We start from the raw sequence: 15,370 nt of genomic DNA on the forward strand, positions 1-15,370 counted from the left end.
CCATGAAACAACCGACTCCGATTTCCGCCTTGCTGTCCTTGTTGGCGCGTGTCTGCGTCGCCGCCGGGTTGCTGGCCGGCGCCTCGGCGGCCCATGCCGAGCGGCTCAAGGACCTGGCGTCCATCCAGGGCGTGCGCGGCAACCAGCTGATCGGCTATGGCCTGGTGGTGGGGTTGGACGGCAGCGGCGACCAGGTGCGCCAGACGCCGTTCACGCAGCAAAGCCTGACCAACATGTTGTCGCAGCTGGGCATCACCGTGCCTGCCGGCAGCAACATGCAATTGAAGAACGTCGCCGCGGTCATGGTGACGACCACGCTACCGGCGTTTGCCCGGCCCGGCCAGACGCTGGACGTCGTGGTGTCTTCCATGGGTAACGCCAAGAGCCTGCGCGGCGGCACCCTGTTGATGACCCCGCTCAAGGGCGCGGACAGCCAGGTCTACGCGATCGCCCAGGGCAACATCCTGGTGGGCGGCGCGGGCGCCTCGGCCGGCGGTTCCAGCGTGCAGATCAACCAGCTCAACGGCGGGCGCATCAGCGCCGGCGCGATCGTCGAGCGCGGCGTGCCGACTACGTTCGCCCGCGATGGCTATATCTATCTGGAAATGAACAACACCGACTTCGGCACTGCCCAGAACGTGGTGGCGGCGCTGAACCGCAAGTTCGGCCAGGGCACCGCCACGGCGCTGGACGGCCGGGTGGTGCAGGTGCGCAGCCCGATGGAACAGGCCTCGCAGGCGCGGTTCCTGTCGCAGATCGAGGATTTGCAGGTGACGCGCGCGCCCACGGTGGCCAAGGTCATCATCAACGCCCGCACCGGCTCGGTGGTCATGAACCGCACGGTCATGATCGAAGAAGCCGCCGTGGCGCACGGCAACCTGTCGGTCATCATCAACCGCCAGAACCAGGTATCGCAGCCGGACACGCCTTTCACGGAAGGTCAGACGGTGGTGGTGCCGAATACCCAGATCGAAGTGCGCCAGGACAACGGCTCGCTGCAGCGCGTCACCACCAGCGCCAATCTGGCTGACGTGGTCAAGGGCCTGAACGCCCTGGGCGCCACGCCGCAGGACTTGCTGGCGATCCTGCAGGCCATGAAGAGCGCCGGCGCCTTGCGCGCCGAGCTGGAAATCATCTGACCGCCATGGCCTACACCAATGACGCCGCGCGCGTGGGCGGCCGCCAGGACTCCGTGTTCGACATGGGGCGCCTGTCGGACCTGAAGCGCGATGTGACCAAGGACCCCGCCGGCCCCGGCACCGAGCAGCAAAAGCAGGTGGCCAAGCAGTTCGAGGCGCTGTTTCTGCAGATGATGCTCAAGCGTATGCGCGAGGCGACGCCCAAAGAGGGCCTGTTCGACTCGCAGCAGACCCAGATGCTGCAATCCATGGCCGACGAGCAGCTGGCGCTGCACCTGGCCACGCCGGGCATCGGCCTGTCGCAATCGATCCTGGCGCAGATGCAGCAGGGCAAGCCGGGTGACCTGTCAGCGGACGCCGTCAAGAACCTGGGGCAGGGCGCCGATCTCGATTTCCGCACCGGCGGCTCGCGCGAAGTGGCGGCGCTGATGGACGTGATGCGCAACAACCGCGCCAGCGACCGGGCCCTGGCCGCGGCCGAGGGTGCGCCCGAGCACGTCATCAATTTCGTGTCGAAGATGTCGCGCGCGGCCAATCTGGCGTCGCAGCAAAGCGGCGTGCCGGCTCGCCTGATCATGGGCCAGGCGGCCCTGGAATCCGGCTGGGGCCAACGCGAAATCAAGCACCCCGACGGCTCCACCAGCTACAACCTGTTCGGCATCAAGGCGGGCGCCAGCTGGAAGGGCAAGGTCGTCAACGTGCTGACCACCGAGTACGAAGACGGCGTCGCGAAAAAGGTGACGCAACCCTTCCGTGCCTATTCGTCCTATGAAGAATCGTTCGCGGACTACGCCCGCCTGATCGGCAACAGCCCGCGCTACGAAAGCGTGACCCAAGCGCGCAACGAGATCGAGGCCGCCCGCCGCATCCAGGATGCCGGCTACGCCACCGATCCCCAATATGCGCAGAAATTGATCGGCGTCATGAGCCAACTACGTGGCGCCGCGGCCAAGGTGGATATTTCGCGCCAGATGTTGGAAGGACTCTAAATTTGGACTACCTGCTGCCGTTAAACAGGTATCCAGACATATCAGTTGCGGTTACATACGGGGCATTGTCAGCATGAATCTGTATAAATTGGCGTTGGGCGGGCTGAACGCGTCCCAGGCAGGCCTGGCCACCACCAGCCACAATATCAACAATGCCACCACGGTCGGTTACAACCGTCAGCGCGTCATGATCTCGACCGCTGGCGCCCAGGCCACCAGCAACGGCTACATCGGCCGTGGCGTCCAGGTCGACACCGTCGTGCGCAGCTACGACAGCTTCTTGTACAAGCAGCTGGTCGGCGCGCAGGGCAGCGGCGCCCAATTGCAGGCCCAGTTCGACCAGGTGTCGCAGGTGAACAACCTGTTTGCCGACCGCACTGTGGGCATCGCCCCAGGCCTGTCCAATTTCTTCACCAGCATGAACACCGTGGCCAGCAAGCCGGCGGATCCCGCCGCGCGCCAGGACTTGCTGGGCAAGGCCAACAGCATGGCCACGCAGATCCGTTCGGCCTACCAGGAAATGCAGAACCAGCGCCTGGGCCTGAACACGCAGATTTCCACGACCGTGGACCAGGTCAACAGCTACCTGACCCGCATCGACGACTTGAACACGCAGATTTCGACCGCCCGCGCCAAGGCCGGCGGCAATCCGCCGAACGATCTGATGGACCAGCGTGACCAGGCCGTGTCGGAGCTGAACCAGCTGATCGGCGTGACCACCTACGAGCAGGGCGACAAGATCAATATCTCGCTGGCCTCGGGCGGCCAGGCGCTGCTGTCGGGCCAGACCATCTATCCGTTGCAGGCCGTGTCGTCCGCCAAGGACGTGAGCCGTACCGTCATCGCCTACACGCTGCCGGCCGGTTCGGGCGGCAAGACCGTTTCGGTGGAACTGAACGATTCCGAGGTCACCGGCGGCAAGTTGGGCGGCCTGTTGCAGTTCCGCGCCACCTCGCTGGACGTGATGCAGGCGCAACTGGGTCAGATGGCCGTGGGCCTGGCGCTGTCGTTCAACGACCAGCACAAGCAGGGCCTGGACACCGCCGGCAACCCTGGCACCGATTTCTTCAGCGTCGGCAAGCCCCAGGGCGTGCCGAATGCCAACAACAAGAGCGGTGCGCAGATCAGCGGCACGTTCACCAACGTGAACAATATCAACGCCAAAGACTACGACATCACGTTTGACGGCACCAATTACATGGTGACGCGCCTGCCGGAAGGCACCCAGGTGTACAACGGCCCGGCCAACGGCACCCCGCCGACCGCGACCCTGAACCTGGACGCCGAAATGGGCGTCACCCTGACGATCGACGCACCGCCCCAGGCCGGCGACAAGTGGTCGCTGTCGCCTACCCGCGACGCCGCCCGCGACATCAACGTGCTGATCACCGATCCGAACAAAATCGCCGCGGCCGACGCCACCGGCGGCGACGCCAACGGCAAGAACGCCTTGAAGCTGGCGCAACTGCAGACGGCCAAGGTGCTGGGCCACGGCACGATGAGCATCAACGAGATGTTCTCGCAGGTGGTCAACACCGTCGGCGTGCAGACGCAGCAGATCAAATCGGCCGCCACCGCCCAGGCCAACCTCATCACGCAGAAGCTGGAAGCGCAGCAAGCCGTGTCGGGCGTGAACCTGAATGAAGAATATGTAAGCCTGTCGCTTTACCAGGAGCAATACCAGGCAAGCGCTCGCATCATCGACGTAGCAAGCACGTTGTTCGACACGCTGCTGGGTTTGCGCGGCTGATCGGACCGTTGACTCGTGACCAATAAAGATAAATTCGGAGCTTCCCCATGCGCCTGAGCACCTCCATGATGTATTCGAACGGCCTGAAGGGCGTTCTTTCTCAGGAATCCGACATGAACCGCCTGGTCGAACAGGTGGGCAGCGGCAAGAAGTTCCTGACGCCCGCCGACGACCCGCTGTCGGCATCGCTGGCGATCAACGTCGCGCAGACGCAGAGCATGAACTCGACGTACTCGCTGAACCGCGGCACGGCCAAAACCAACCTGGGGCAGGAAAACAACATCCTGGATTCGATCACGACGGCGCTGGCCGACGTGCGCACCCGGGTGGTGCAGGCCGGTAACGGCACCTTCGCCGACAGCGACCGCCAGGCCTTGTCCACGGCCCTGAAGAGCGCCCGCGACGCGTTGCTGGGCCTGGCCAACAGCACCGATGGCAATGGCCAATACCTGTTCTCCGGCTACCAGGGCGGCGTGGTTCCCTACGCCCAGGACGCCAACGGCAAGATCGTCTACAGCGGCGCCACCGGCGAGCGCACCGTGCAGGTTGACCAGTCGCGCCAGATGTCCACCAGCGACATCGGCAGCGATATCTTCAACCGCGCCAATCCGGGCTCGCAGGCCTATGTCAGCACTGCTGCGTCGACCAACCAGGGCACCGCGCAGTTCAGCACGGTCTCGGTAACGCCGGGCAGCCCCAACATCGGCAAGAATTTCAGCCTGCAATTCGAATCGGATCCCGCCACCGGCAACATGGGCTATCGCGTCATCACGACCTCGCCCAATGCCAATCCGCCGGTCCCGCCGGTCATCACCCCGGCGCCGCCGGCCGTGCCGACCCCCTACAAACCGGATTCGTCGATCGATTTCGGCGGCGTGGCGGTGGTGGTCAAGGGCACGCCGCAGAACGGCGACGTGATCGACGTCGAGAGCATGCAGTCCGCCAACGTCGACATGTTCAACACGCTGGACAGCCTGATCAAGACGCTGGATTCGCCGATCGCCGGCGACGAAGTGGCTCTGGCCAAGCTGACCAATGAACTGGCCACGGCCAACAAGAAGCTGTCCAACACCTACGACAACGTGCAGACGGTGGCCGCCTCGGTCGGCGCGCGTATGAACGAACTGGAAGCGCTGGACGGCACCGGTGTCCAGAAGGGCCTGTCCTATTCCAAGTCCTTGTCGGACCTGGAAGACCTGGACTACTACTCGGGCGCCAGCCAGCTGGCCTTGCGCCAGGTGGCGTTGCAGGCCGCTTCGGCGGCGTTCATGACGATCCAGGGATCGAGTCTGTTCAGCCGCAAGTAATGCGGTGAGTCCATAGGCCGTGTCCTCGGGGACGCGGCAAGTTGCGCCCTTGCGGACGCTTCCGGTACTAAGCCGGAGCGTCCGTGTGTGCGTGCAGGGTAGGGAATTTGTCGTTTCACGCTGCATAACGCTCGGATATTTCATGCTTGTCAATTTGAAAGTTCGCACCTGCATAATTTTGGTGTTGCTGCTCTTTACGGGCGCCATGTTCATATCCAACGGCGTGGCGTGGATGGGATTGAATTCCAGCAACGACAAGCTGAACCAGATCAACGGCGCGTATTCGGATCAGGCGGTGCCGCTGAACCGCGCGTACACCGTTTTCCTGCGCGCGCGCCTGTTGCTGTCGAGCTCGTTGATGGACATGCAGCAAGGCAAGACTGAGCAGGCTACCGCGCAGGCCAAGCGTTCCGATCTGCTGATGCAGGACGCCTTCAAGATGATTGATGCCTTGCGCAAAGCGCCGCGGTTGCCGGGCACGGAGTCCCTGTGGCAGACCGTAGAAGCCGCCTTGAAGGAATACGAAGGCGTGCTCAAGCGCCAGTCGGCCGCCCTGGCCGGCATGGCCATCCAGGACTACCTGGACCTGAACGACTCGGCCAGCAACGTCAACACGAAATTCCGCGAGGCGGTGGACGGCTATCTGGGCTTTATCGATAAGCGCACCGACGAACTGGCGGCGCAGGCCGAGGTCGACCATGGTATTTCGCGCATGGTCACTATCGCCTTGCTCGCGATCGCGCTGTTGCTGGCGCTGGGTTGCTGGATTTTCATCAACCGCACGGTACTGCGTCCCCTGCACCAAGCCAGCGACCACTTTGAAAAGATCTCGGGCGGTGACTTCACCGGCCGCGTCGAGGTACGCAGCACCAATGAAATCGGTCAGCTGTTCGCAGCCATCAAGCGCATGCAGGAGAGCCTGACCCGCACGGTGGCGTCGGTGCGCCGCGGCGTCGATGAAATCAATGTAGGCTCGCGCGAGATCTCCGCCGGCAACACGGACCTGTCCAGCCGCACCGAGCAGCAGGCGGCCTCGCTGGAAGAGACTGCGGCGTCGATGGAGCAGCTGGCTTCGACCGTGAAGCAGAACGCCGACAACGCGCGCCAGGCCAATCAGCTGGCCGCCAGCGCGTCGGACGTGGCCGAGCGCGGCGGTTCGGCGGTGGCCGAGGTGGTCAACACGATGCAGGGGATTTCTGCCAGCTCGCGCAAGATCTCGGAAATCGTGTCGGTGATCGACGGCATCGCGTTCCAGACCAACATCCTGGCGCTGAACGCGGCGGTGGAAGCCGCGCGCGCCGGCGAGCAGGGCAAGGGCTTTGCGGTGGTGGCGGGCGAAGTGCGCTCGCTGGCCCAGCGCAGCGCGCAGGCGGCCAAGGAAATCAAGGGCCTGATCGAGGACTCGGTGACCAAGGTCGGCGCCGGTTCGCAGCAGGTGGAACGCGCCGGCTCGACGATGCAGGAGATCGTGGCGTCCGTGAAGCGCGTGACGGACATTATGGGCGAGATCTCGGCGGCCTCGGAAGAGCAGTCCAGCGGGATCGACCAGGTCAATCGCGCGGTCTCGCAGATGGACGAAGTGACGCAGCAGAATGCGGCGCTGGTGGAAGAGGCGGCCGCCGCGGCCGGCTCGCTGCAGGAACAGGCGCAACGCCTGGCCGAAGCGGTGGCGGTGTTCAAGATCAACGCAGGCGATGTGATCGAAGTGCCGGCCCGCCAGTTGGCCCAGCAACGCAGCGCGCCGCGCGTGGCCGCGGCGCCTGCTCCGCAGGCAGCACCCGGCGAGCAGGCGCCCAAGGCTGCCGACGAACCCGCGCAGGCACCGGCAAAGCCGGCAGCCGCGCCGGCGCCGCGCCTGGCGCAGCCGGCCCGGGCCAAGCCCACGGCCAACAGCGGCGCCACGGCGGCGCGTCCGCTGCGCCGCCCGGTCGTCAAGACCAGCGACGCCACCGATGCCAAGCCGATCAAGTCCGCGCCCGCGGCGGCCCGGCGCGCACCGCCGTCGGATGACGATTGGGAGTCCTTCTGACAACGGCGTCGTCCGTGCGTGCAATGAACAGGAAGTAGAGAACACACCCCTTTTACGTCAGGGCGGCGCAGGTGCGCCGTCTTGGCGATTACCGGAACTATCGGAACATGTTTAGCAATCTGAAAGTGCGCACGGGCTTGATGCTTGCCCAATTGGCAGTCGCCGTGGCCGCGCTGGTTGCCATCGCGCTCGGTTGGAACAGCATGCAATCCAATTCCGAAGCGATCAACGCTTTGGATAGCCTGAGTGTCCAGCAGAGCAATCTGATCAAGGACGCCTATGTGCAGATGCTGCGCGCGACCATCCGCGCGGATCTGGCCGCGGCGCAGCGCGCCGCAGGCGACAAGGCCGGCGCGGCGGAAAATACGCGTACCGTGCAGCAACTGATGGCGGACGCGCGCAAGAAGCTCGACAGTTTCAAGGCCATCCCGAAGGCTACGGAGATCGGCCGCAGCGCCGAGAGCCAGTTGCTGGCGTCGTTCAACGGATTTGCCGATGGCCTGCAGGCCATGCTGGCCGCGCTGGACCGGGGCGACAACGCCGAATACCTGAACCTGAAGAACAACAAGACGGCCGCAGCCAGCGGCGCGTTTTCCAAGCAGCTGACCGAATTCGCCGCTTCCATCAACACCTATAGCGAAGAGCAGGTCGCGACGTCGCGCTCGCAGGCCGCGGTGATGACCTATGTGTACATCGCCTTGGCGGTCGTGATCCTGCTGGTGTCGCTGGGCGCGTTTCTGTTCATGAACCGCGTCGTGCTGCGGCCGCTGCGCGCGGTCAGCGAGAGCTTTGACCGCATCGCGGGCGGCGACCTGACCACGCGCGTGGAAGTGAATTCCACCAACGAGATCGGCGCGCTCATGGCGGCGGTCAAGCGCATGCAGGAAAGCCTGACCCGCACCGTGTCGGCCGTGCGCCGTGGCGTGGATGAAATCAATGTAGGCTCGCGCGAGATCTCGGCGGGTAACACCGACCTGTCCAGCCGCACGGAAGAGCAGGCGGCCTCGCTGGAAGAGACTGCGGCCTCGATGGAGCAGCTGGCTTCGACCGTGAAGCAGAACGCCGACAACGCGCGCCAAGCTAATCAGCTGGCCGCCAGCGCATCGGACGTGGCCGAGCGCGGCGGTTCGGCGGTGGCCGAGGTGGTCAACACGATGCAGGGCATTTCTGCCAGCTCGCGCAAGATCTCGGAAATCGTGTCGGTGATCGACGGCATTGCGTTCCAGACCAACATCCTGGCGCTGAACGCGGCGGTGGAAGCTGCGCGTGCCGGCGAACAAGGCAAGGGCTTTGCGGTGGTGGCGGGCGAAGTGCGCTCGCTGGCCCAGCGCAGCGCGCAGGCGGCCAAGGAAATCAAGGGCCTGATCGAGGACTCGGTGACCAAGGTCGGCGCCGGTTCGCAGCAGGTGGAACGCGCCGGCTCGACGATGCAGGAGATCGTGGCGTCCGTGAAGCGCGTGACGGACATCATGGGCGAGATCTCGGCGGCCTCGGAAGAGCAGTCCGGCGGCATCGATCAGGTCAACCGCGCGGTCTCGCAGATGGACGAAGTGACGCAGCAGAACGCGGCCCTGGTGGAAGAAGCCGCCGCGGCCGCGGGCTCCTTGCAGGAACAGGCGCAGCGCCTGGTAGAAGCGGTGGCGGTGTTCAAGATCAACGCAGGCGATGTGATCGAAGTGCCGGCCCGCCAGTTGGCCCAGCAACGCAGCGCGCCGCGCGTGGCCGCACCGGCGGCGGATACCGCGGCGCCCGCGCAGAGCATTGCCGCGCCGGCCAAGTCGGCCGCGACGCCGCGCAAGGCCGCGCCCGCCGCGCCTGCCGTGCGTCTGACGCACAGCAGCAGTACCGCGCGCGCCAAGCCGGCGCCGGCCGAGGCGGCCTCGGCTGCCCGTCCGCTGCGCCGTCCGGCGCCGCGTCCGGCCGCCGCGAACGAAGCCAAACCGGCACCGGCGGCTCCCCGCCGCCAGGCGCCGTCGGACGACGATTGGGAATCCTTTTGACGCCGGTTGCGACCGGTAAACGGGCAGGTATGCGAGGCTATCTACATCTTCTGGCAGCCGCGGCGATTGCAACGCTGATTGCAGGCTGCGCGGCGACGGGCCATAACTTCGACCCCGGCAAGCTGTCTACCCTGACCCCGGGACAGACGACGCTGGAAGAGGCCTCGCGGGCGCTGACGGCGCCGCCTGACAAGTTCTACAAACAGACCGACGGCACTTTCCTGGCCCTTTGGTCCTTCAAGATCACGTTTGTCGCGGACGGCCTGTACAGCCGTAAGGAAGCGCTGCTGCAGTTCGGCCCCGACGGCCGGCTGATGCGCCTTGTCGACAGCACCAATATTCTGCTGGAACCCTGGGAACGCCAGAAATTGCTGGGCCCCGCCCCCGTGCCTGACGCCAGTCAGGAATGGGCGCAGCAGCCCGCGCCGGCGCCCCAGGTGGAGACGATCGTCATACCGGTGCCGGCGGCGCCGCCCGAGTCGACGCGCCAGGGGCTGTAACCCCCCGGTTTCCCGCGGAAAAGCGCCCTGGCCGCCACAGGCCAGGACGTACGTCGCCCTGATGCGTGCCCGTCCGGCCAGGATGGCGCGCCGGGGTGGTTTTTCATTTGGTCAGAGCAGTTCCTGAGGGATGGGGAAAGAATATGGAAGCGAGTCTCGAATCCGGTGCGAAGTCCGGCAAGGTCGGCAAGAAAAAGGCCGCGCGCGCGCCCAAAGTGAAACGCAAACTGCGGCTGCGCGATGCCCGCGTCGGCACGATGCTGCTGTGGGTCATGGCGTTCTTCGCCGTGCTGATCGCAGCAGTGGGCGGCCTGGCCGCCTTCTTCCTGCAGCACAATTACGAATCCATCCGCGAGGTCAACGCGCTGACCGAACGCGCCAAGCAAGTGGAAGTGATCAACAGCGACATGCTGCGCGCCCGCGTCAGCCTGATGGTCGCGGCACGCCACCTGCAAGAATCCGGCTGGGGCAGCGGTGAGAACTCGGCCCGCGACGCGGCGGCGGCGCTGAAGGGCGCCACCGATCTGCTGACCGGCGTGCGTAGCCGCTTTGCCGATTTCCAGAAAAACATGCTGCAGGACGACACCGGCCGCCAGCTGTCGATGAACCTGGTGCGCCGCTACCGTTCGTACATCGACGACGGCGTGGACACCATGGTCGAGGCGCTGCGCAGCGAGGACTATTCCACCTTCTACATGGTCAACAATGAATACGGCACGCCCCGCAGCGCCGCGTTCATCGAGGCCATCAACGAATTCGGCAAGTACATTTCCGACCAGCAGCAAGCCACGATCGACCAGGCCGAGACCAACTTCAACCGCGCCATGATCGCGGTGGGCGTCGCCGTGGGCCTGGCTTTGGTGCTGATGGTGTTCTGCCGGGTGCTGTTCGGCCGCCTGGTGGTACGCCCGCTGGTCGAAGCCGGCCAGCATTTCGACAAGATCGCCGCGGGCGATCTGACCAGCCGCGTCGAAGTGCGTTCGCACAACGAAATCGGCCAGCTGTTCGCCGCGCTCAAGCGTATGCAGGAAAGCCTGACTCGCACGGTGGCGACCGTGCGCCGTGGTGTGGACGAGATCACGGTGGGTTCGCGCGAGATCTCGGCGGGTAACACCGACCTGTCCAGTCGTACCGAAGAGCAGGCGGCCTCGCTGGAAGAGACCGCGGCCTCGATGGAAGAGCTGGCTTCGACCGTGAAGCAGAACGCCGACAACGCGCGCCAAGCCAATCAGCTGGCCGCCAGCGCGTCGGACGTGGCCGAGCGCGGCGGTTCGGCGGTGGCCGAGGTGGTCAACACGATGCAGGGCATTTCTGCCAGCTCGCGCAAGATCTCGGAAATCGTGTCGGTGATCGACGGCATCGCGTTCCAGACCAACATCCTGGCGCTGAACGCGGCGGTGGAAGCCGCGCGCGCCGGCGAGCAAGGCAAGGGCTTTGCGGTGGTGGCGGGCGAAGTGCGCTCGCTGGCCCAGCGCAGCGCGCAGGCGGCCAAGGAAATCAAGGGCTTGATCGAGGATTCGGTGACCAAGGTCGGCGCCGGTTCGCAGCAGGTGGAACGCGCTGGCTCGACGATGCAGGAGATCGTGGCGTCCGTGAAGCGCGTGACGGACATCATGGGCGAGATCTCGGCGGCCTCGGAAGAGCAGTCCAGCGGGATCGACCAGGTCAACCGCGCGGTCTCGCAGATGGACGAAGTGACGCAGCAGAATGCGGCGCTGGTGGAAGAGGCGGCCGCCGCGGCAGGCTCCTTGCAGGAACAGGCGCAACGCCTGGCCGAAGCGGTGGCGGTGTTCAAGATCAACGCGGGCGAAGTGATCGAAGTGCCCGCGCACCAACTGGGCGGCTACCAGGCCCCCACGCTGACGCAGGACTGATGCTCCGGCGGGGCTTGGCGCCCCGGCGGAAAATGGCGCGGCCCCACGGGCCGCGCACCTGCCGACCCGGCGCCCGCACGCGGCCGCCGGGTCAAATGCTATTGGGCGTTAAGTTTTCGAAAATATTGTCGTTAATGACAATAACGCATGGAACCTGGCCGGTGAACAGGTCGCTGCGCTATACGATGTAACCGGAGACAAGCTGTGCGCGTAAACCTTCCAATCAACGATGTGGAAACCAAGCTGCGCGAGGATCAATACCTGATCTCGCGCACGGACACCAAGGGCCGCATCCTCTACGCGAATCCGGCGTTCGTCGAAGTCAGCGGATTCTCGCGCGAGGAGCTGATCGGCAAGGCCCACAACATTGTCCGCCATCCCGACATGCCGCCCGAGGCCTACGAAGACCTCTGGCAGACGCTGGAGGCTGGCGAATCGTGGCTGGGCCTGGTCAAGAACCGCCGCAAGGACGGGGGCTACTACTGGGTGCTGGCCAATGCCACGCCTATCGTCGAGAACGGCGAAGTGGTGGCGTATTCGTCGGTGCGCGTGCGTCCCAGCGAAGACCAGATCGAGATGGCCGAGGAACTGTACGCGCGCATTCGCGAAGGCCGCGCCCGCGGCGTCCGGATCGTGCGCGGCCGCCCGGTGCGGGCCGGCTGGCGCCGCAGCCTGGGCCTGCTGGCCTTTCCGTTCCAGCGCAACGTGCGCAGCCGGATGTTCCGCCATGCGCTGCTGTCTTCGGGCATTGTCGTGGCGGCGGGCGCCTACGGCCTGCGCGCCAATTGGGACACGCTGGACGCCACGGGAGCCGGCCTGGCCTGCGGCCTGATCGCGCTGGGCGTGGCCGGCATCTTCGGCCTGGGCTGGAGCCTGTGCCGTTCGCTGCTGGACCCGATGGTCGACGCCGCCAATATGGCGCGCCAGGTCGCGGCCGGCAACCTCACCACGCAGATCGTGGCGGACTCGGACGACGAAGTCGGCAGCCTGAAATTTTCGCTGGAAGTCATGCGCAAGAGCCTGGTCGGCATTGCCCAGGACGTGTACCGCGGCATCGACGGCACGACGCAGGCCGCCGTGCACATCGCCCGCGGCAATCAGGAGCTGGCGGGCCGCACCGAAGGCCAGGCGGCCTCGCTGCAGCAGACCGCCGCCAGCATGGAGCAGTTGACGTCCACCGTGCGCCAGAACGCCGACAACGCGCGCCAGGCCAACCAACTGGCCGCCAGCAGCATGGATGTGGCGCGGCGCGGCGGCGTGGCGGTGGGTCAGGTCGTGAGCACCATGCACGGCATCTCGGACAGCTCGCGCAAGATCGTCGACATCGTCAGCATCATCGAGGGCATCGCGTTCCAGACCAACATCCTGGCGCTGAACGCAGCCGTGGAGGCGGCGCGCGCGGGCGAGTCCGGCAAGGGCTTCGCGGTGGTGGCGGGCGAGGTCCGCAGCCTGGCGCAGAAGAGCGCCCAGGCGGCCAAGGAGATCAAGGGCCTGATCGAGGATTCGGTCGAGCGTGTCACCGAAGGCTCGGCCCAGGCCGAGCAGGCCGGCGCTACGATGGAAGAGATTGTGGCAGCGGTGCACCGCGTGACGGACATCATCGGCGAGATTTCGCAGGCCTCGCAGGAGCAGTCCAGCGGCATCGAGCAGGTGGATACGGCGGTCTCGCAGATGGATGTGATGACCGTGCAGAACACCGCATTGGTACAGGAACTGGGCGGCGCGGTGCTGCAGTTGGGCAACCAGTCGGGGGCCTTGCGCGAGACGATCCGGGTGTTCCGACTGACCGGGCAGCAGTAACGCGCGGCGGAGCACGCCATGAAAAAACCGGCCCTATGGCCTTTTTTTTCATGGCGTGCCGGATCGGCCTGGCCGTCCAGGGCCTGTCAACAGGCCCTAGCGTCCGGCCAGCGCATCGGCCACTCGGCTCATCGCGGACAGGCCGGATTCGAACAGCGCTTCCAGGAACGGGCCGGAATTGGGCAGCACCACGGTCAGCAGCACCACGCCCACGATCAGGCTGACGGGAAAGCCCACTGAGAACACCGACAACTGCGGCGAGGCGCGGTTCAGGATGCCCATGGCCAGGTTGATCGTCAGCAGCGCGCAGATCAGCGGCAGCGCCAGCAGCAGGCCGGAGACGAACACGGTCTTGCCCCATTCCACCACCACGCCCCAGCCGTTCTGGTGCAACTGGACGGCCGCCACCGGCAGCGTGTCGAACGAACGCACCAGCGCGGCCAGCACCAGCAGATGTCCGTCCAGCGCCAGAAAGGTCAGCATGGCCACGATGTTGAACAGGCGCGACAGCACGGCGGTGTTGGCGCCGGTGCTGGGGTCGAAGAAAGACGCGAACGACAGACCCATCTGCAGGCCGACGAATTCACCGGCCGTCTGCGCCGCGGCGAACACCAGGCGCATGGTAAAGCCCATCGCGATGCCGATCAGCACCTGCTGCATCACCATCCACAAGCCGGCGAACGAGCCCGGGGCAATGGGCGGCACGGGATCCAGGGCGGGACTGATGGCCACGGCCAGGACGAACGCCAGGCCGACCTTGACCTTGACCGGCACGGTAGATTCGGAGAAGAGGGGGGCGGTGCCGATCAGCGCCAGGATGCGCACGAACGGCCAGAGGAACTGGCCGATCCAGCCGTTGAGCTGTTCGAGCGTGAAGGCGAACATGAAGGCGCGTTCCTGAAGCCGGCGGCGCGGGCCGCTACGACACCAGGCCGGGAATCTGGCCGATGAGCTGGCGAATGTAGTCGACCATGATGCCGATGAGCCAGGGGCCCAGCAGCACCAGCACGCCGCACATGGCCAGCAGCTTCGGAATGAACGACAGCGTCATTTCGTTGATCTGGGTGGCCGCCTGGAAGATGCTGATGACCAGGCCCACGATCAGCGTGATGATCAGGAGCGGGCCGGCCATCGCCAGGGCGATCTTCATCGCCTGGTAGGTCATGGTCATGACGGTTTCAGCGGTCATGGCGATTTCCCCGGGGCTATTGGTAGAAGCTCTGGGCCAGCGAGCCCATGAGCAGGTTCCAGCCGTCGGCCAGCACGAACAGCATCAGCTTGAACGGCAGCGCCACCGTGACGGGCGGCACCATCATCATGCCCAGCGCCATCAGCACGCTGGCGACCACCAGGTCGATGATGAGGAACGGAATGAAAATGGTGAAGCCGATCTGGAACGCGGTCTTGAGTTCGCTGGTGATGAACGCCGGCACCAGGATGCGCAGCGGCACTTGCGACGGATCGTCCAGCGCCGGCTGCTTGGCCAGGTTGGCGAACAGCGACAGGTCGTTCTCGCGGGTCTGGTGCAGCATGAAGGTGCGCAGCGGACCGGCCGCGCGTTCAACGGCCGTCTCGAACTGGATCGTGCCTTCGGACAGAGGTTTATAGGCCTCGGCGTAGATCTTGTCGAAGACCGGCGACATCGTATAGAAGGTCAGGAACAGCGCCAGGCCGATCAGTACGTGGTTCGGCGGCGACATGGCGGTGCCCATGGCGCTGCGCAGAAGGCCCAGCACGATGATGATGCGGGTGAAGCCGGTCATCATGAGCAACGCCGCCGGCAGGAACGACAGCGACGTCATCAACAGCAGCGTCTGCATGCTGAGCGAATAGGTCTCCGAGCCGTTCGGGCCCGGGGTCGCGGTCAGCGCCGGCAGCGTGGCCTGGGCGACGACGCCGGCCGGAAACAGGGCCAGGCCCAGCAGCGCGGCGGCGCCCACCATGGGCAACAGGCTGCGGCGGACGCGGGGGGAGGTGCTGCT

At 65.5% G+C, this 15,370-nt stretch carries 12 protein-coding genes; 9 read left to right on the top strand and 3 right to left on the bottom strand.

Annotated features, from left to right (window positions below; all coding sequences use genetic code 11):
• The first annotated feature begins 2 nt into the window (after nt 1–2).
• From A9974_RS04495 to A9974_RS04535, 9 genes are all read left to right on the top strand, one after another.
• Entirely contained in the window at nt 3–1,139 is a 1,137-nt protein-coding gene (locus A9974_RS04495; protein WP_025138889.1) for a flagellar basal body P-ring protein FlgI, read from the top strand.
• Between the two features lie 5 nt (nt 1,140–1,144).
• On the top strand, nt 1,145–2,128 hold the full coding sequence (gene flgJ / locus A9974_RS04500) for a flagellar assembly peptidoglycan hydrolase FlgJ (RefSeq protein ID WP_183002941.1): 984 nt from the start codon (nt 1,145–1,147) through the stop codon (nt 2,126–2,128).
• 73 nt (nt 2,129–2,201) lie between these two features.
• On the top strand, nt 2,202–3,878 hold the full coding sequence (flgK, locus tag A9974_RS04505; RefSeq protein WP_183002942.1) for a flagellar hook-associated protein FlgK: 1,677 nt from the start codon (nt 2,202–2,204) through the stop codon (nt 3,876–3,878).
• A 47-nt stretch (nt 3,879–3,925) separates the two neighbouring features.
• The gene (flgL, locus tag A9974_RS04510) at nt 3,926–5,185 is read left to right on the top strand and encodes a flagellar hook-associated protein FlgL (RefSeq protein ID WP_183002943.1); all 1,260 of its coding nucleotides are present in this window, start codon (nt 3,926–3,928) and stop codon (nt 5,183–5,185) included.
• 142 nt (nt 5,186–5,327) lie between these two features.
• Complete coding sequence (locus A9974_RS04515) at nt 5,328–7,214, top strand: methyl-accepting chemotaxis protein (protein ID WP_183002944.1); 1,887 nt, start codon at nt 5,328–5,330, stop codon at nt 7,212–7,214.
• 107 nt (nt 7,215–7,321) lie between these two features.
• Nucleotides 7,322–9,214 carry a methyl-accepting chemotaxis protein gene (locus A9974_RS04520; protein ID WP_183002945.1) on the top strand — a complete coding sequence of 631 codons (1,893 nt, stop codon included), beginning with the start codon at nt 7,322–7,324 and terminating at the stop codon, nt 9,212–9,214.
• A gap of 29 nt (nt 9,215–9,243) precedes the next feature.
• Nucleotides 9,244–9,714: a hypothetical protein gene (locus tag A9974_RS04525; protein WP_183002946.1), complete on the top strand. Its 471-nt coding sequence runs from the start codon at nt 9,244–9,246 to the stop codon at nt 9,712–9,714.
• Between the two features lie 143 nt (nt 9,715–9,857).
• A complete protein-coding gene (locus A9974_RS04530; RefSeq protein WP_183002947.1) occupies nt 9,858–11,588 on the top strand; it encodes a methyl-accepting chemotaxis protein in 1,731 nt (576 codons plus the stop codon).
• A 204-nt stretch (nt 11,589–11,792) separates the two neighbouring features.
• Nucleotides 11,793–13,388, top strand: a complete 1,596-nt coding sequence (locus A9974_RS04535; protein ID WP_183002948.1) for a PAS domain-containing methyl-accepting chemotaxis protein — start codon at nt 11,793–11,795, stop codon at nt 13,386–13,388.
• 96 nt (nt 13,389–13,484) lie between these two features.
• On the opposite strand, the gene fliR is transcribed toward A9974_RS04535, so the two are convergent.
• From fliR to fliP, 3 genes are read right to left on the bottom strand one after another with little or no spacing between them, the layout of a single operon-like run.
• Nucleotides 13,485–14,273 (bottom strand): flagellar biosynthetic protein FliR, encoded by a 789-nt coding sequence (gene fliR / locus A9974_RS04540; protein WP_183002949.1) that lies wholly within the window; start codon nt 14,271–14,273, stop codon nt 13,485–13,487.
• A gap of 34 nt (nt 14,274–14,307) precedes the next feature.
• The gene (gene fliQ / locus A9974_RS04545) at nt 14,308–14,577 is read right to left on the bottom strand and encodes a flagellar biosynthesis protein FliQ (protein WP_049074347.1); all 270 of its coding nucleotides are present in this window, start codon (nt 14,575–14,577) and stop codon (nt 14,308–14,310) included.
• 16 nt (nt 14,578–14,593) lie between these two features.
• Nucleotides 14,594–15,331 (bottom strand): flagellar type III secretion system pore protein FliP, encoded by a 738-nt coding sequence (fliP, locus tag A9974_RS04550; RefSeq protein ID WP_255468033.1) that lies wholly within the window; start codon nt 15,329–15,331, stop codon nt 14,594–14,596.
• Between the last annotated feature and the right edge of the window lie 39 nt (nt 15,332–15,370).

Origin of the sequence: Achromobacter sp. UMC71 (assembly GCF_014170305.1) — a bacterium.
Lineage (GTDB): Bacteria > Pseudomonadota > Gammaproteobacteria > Burkholderiales > Burkholderiaceae_B > Achromobacter.

Excerpts from the sequence above, each read along its gene's own strand:
- fliQ (WP_049074347.1), bottom strand. The coding sequence starts at position 14,577 with ATGACCGCTGAAACCGTCATGACCATGACCTACCAGGCGATGAAGATC.
- A9974_RS04515 (WP_183002944.1), top strand. The coding sequence starts at position 5,328 with ATGCTTGTCAATTTGAAAGTTCGCACCTGCATAATTTTGGTGTTGCTG.
- A9974_RS04525 (WP_183002946.1), top strand. The coding sequence starts at position 9,244 with ATGCGAGGCTATCTACATCTTCTGGCAGCCGCGGCGATTGCAACGCTG.
- flgL (WP_183002943.1), top strand. The coding sequence starts at position 3,926 with ATGCGCCTGAGCACCTCCATGATGTATTCGAACGGCCTGAAGGGCGTT.
- A9974_RS04495 (WP_025138889.1), top strand. The coding sequence starts at position 3 with ATGAAACAACCGACTCCGATTTCCGCCTTGCTGTCCTTGTTGGCGCGT.
- fliR (WP_183002949.1), bottom strand. The coding sequence starts at position 14,273 with ATGTTCGCCTTCACGCTCGAACAGCTCAACGGCTGGATCGGCCAGTTC.
- A9974_RS04530 (WP_183002947.1), top strand. The coding sequence starts at position 9,858 with ATGGAAGCGAGTCTCGAATCCGGTGCGAAGTCCGGCAAGGTCGGCAAG.
- A9974_RS04520 (WP_183002945.1), top strand. The coding sequence starts at position 7,322 with ATGTTTAGCAATCTGAAAGTGCGCACGGGCTTGATGCTTGCCCAATTG.
- fliP (WP_255468033.1), bottom strand. The coding sequence starts at position 15,331 with ATGGTGGGCGCCGCCGCGCTGCTGGGCCTGGCCCTGTTTCCGGCCGGC.
- flgJ (WP_183002941.1), top strand. The coding sequence starts at position 1,145 with ATGGCCTACACCAATGACGCCGCGCGCGTGGGCGGCCGCCAGGACTCC.
- flgK (WP_183002942.1), top strand. The coding sequence starts at position 2,202 with ATGAATCTGTATAAATTGGCGTTGGGCGGGCTGAACGCGTCCCAGGCA.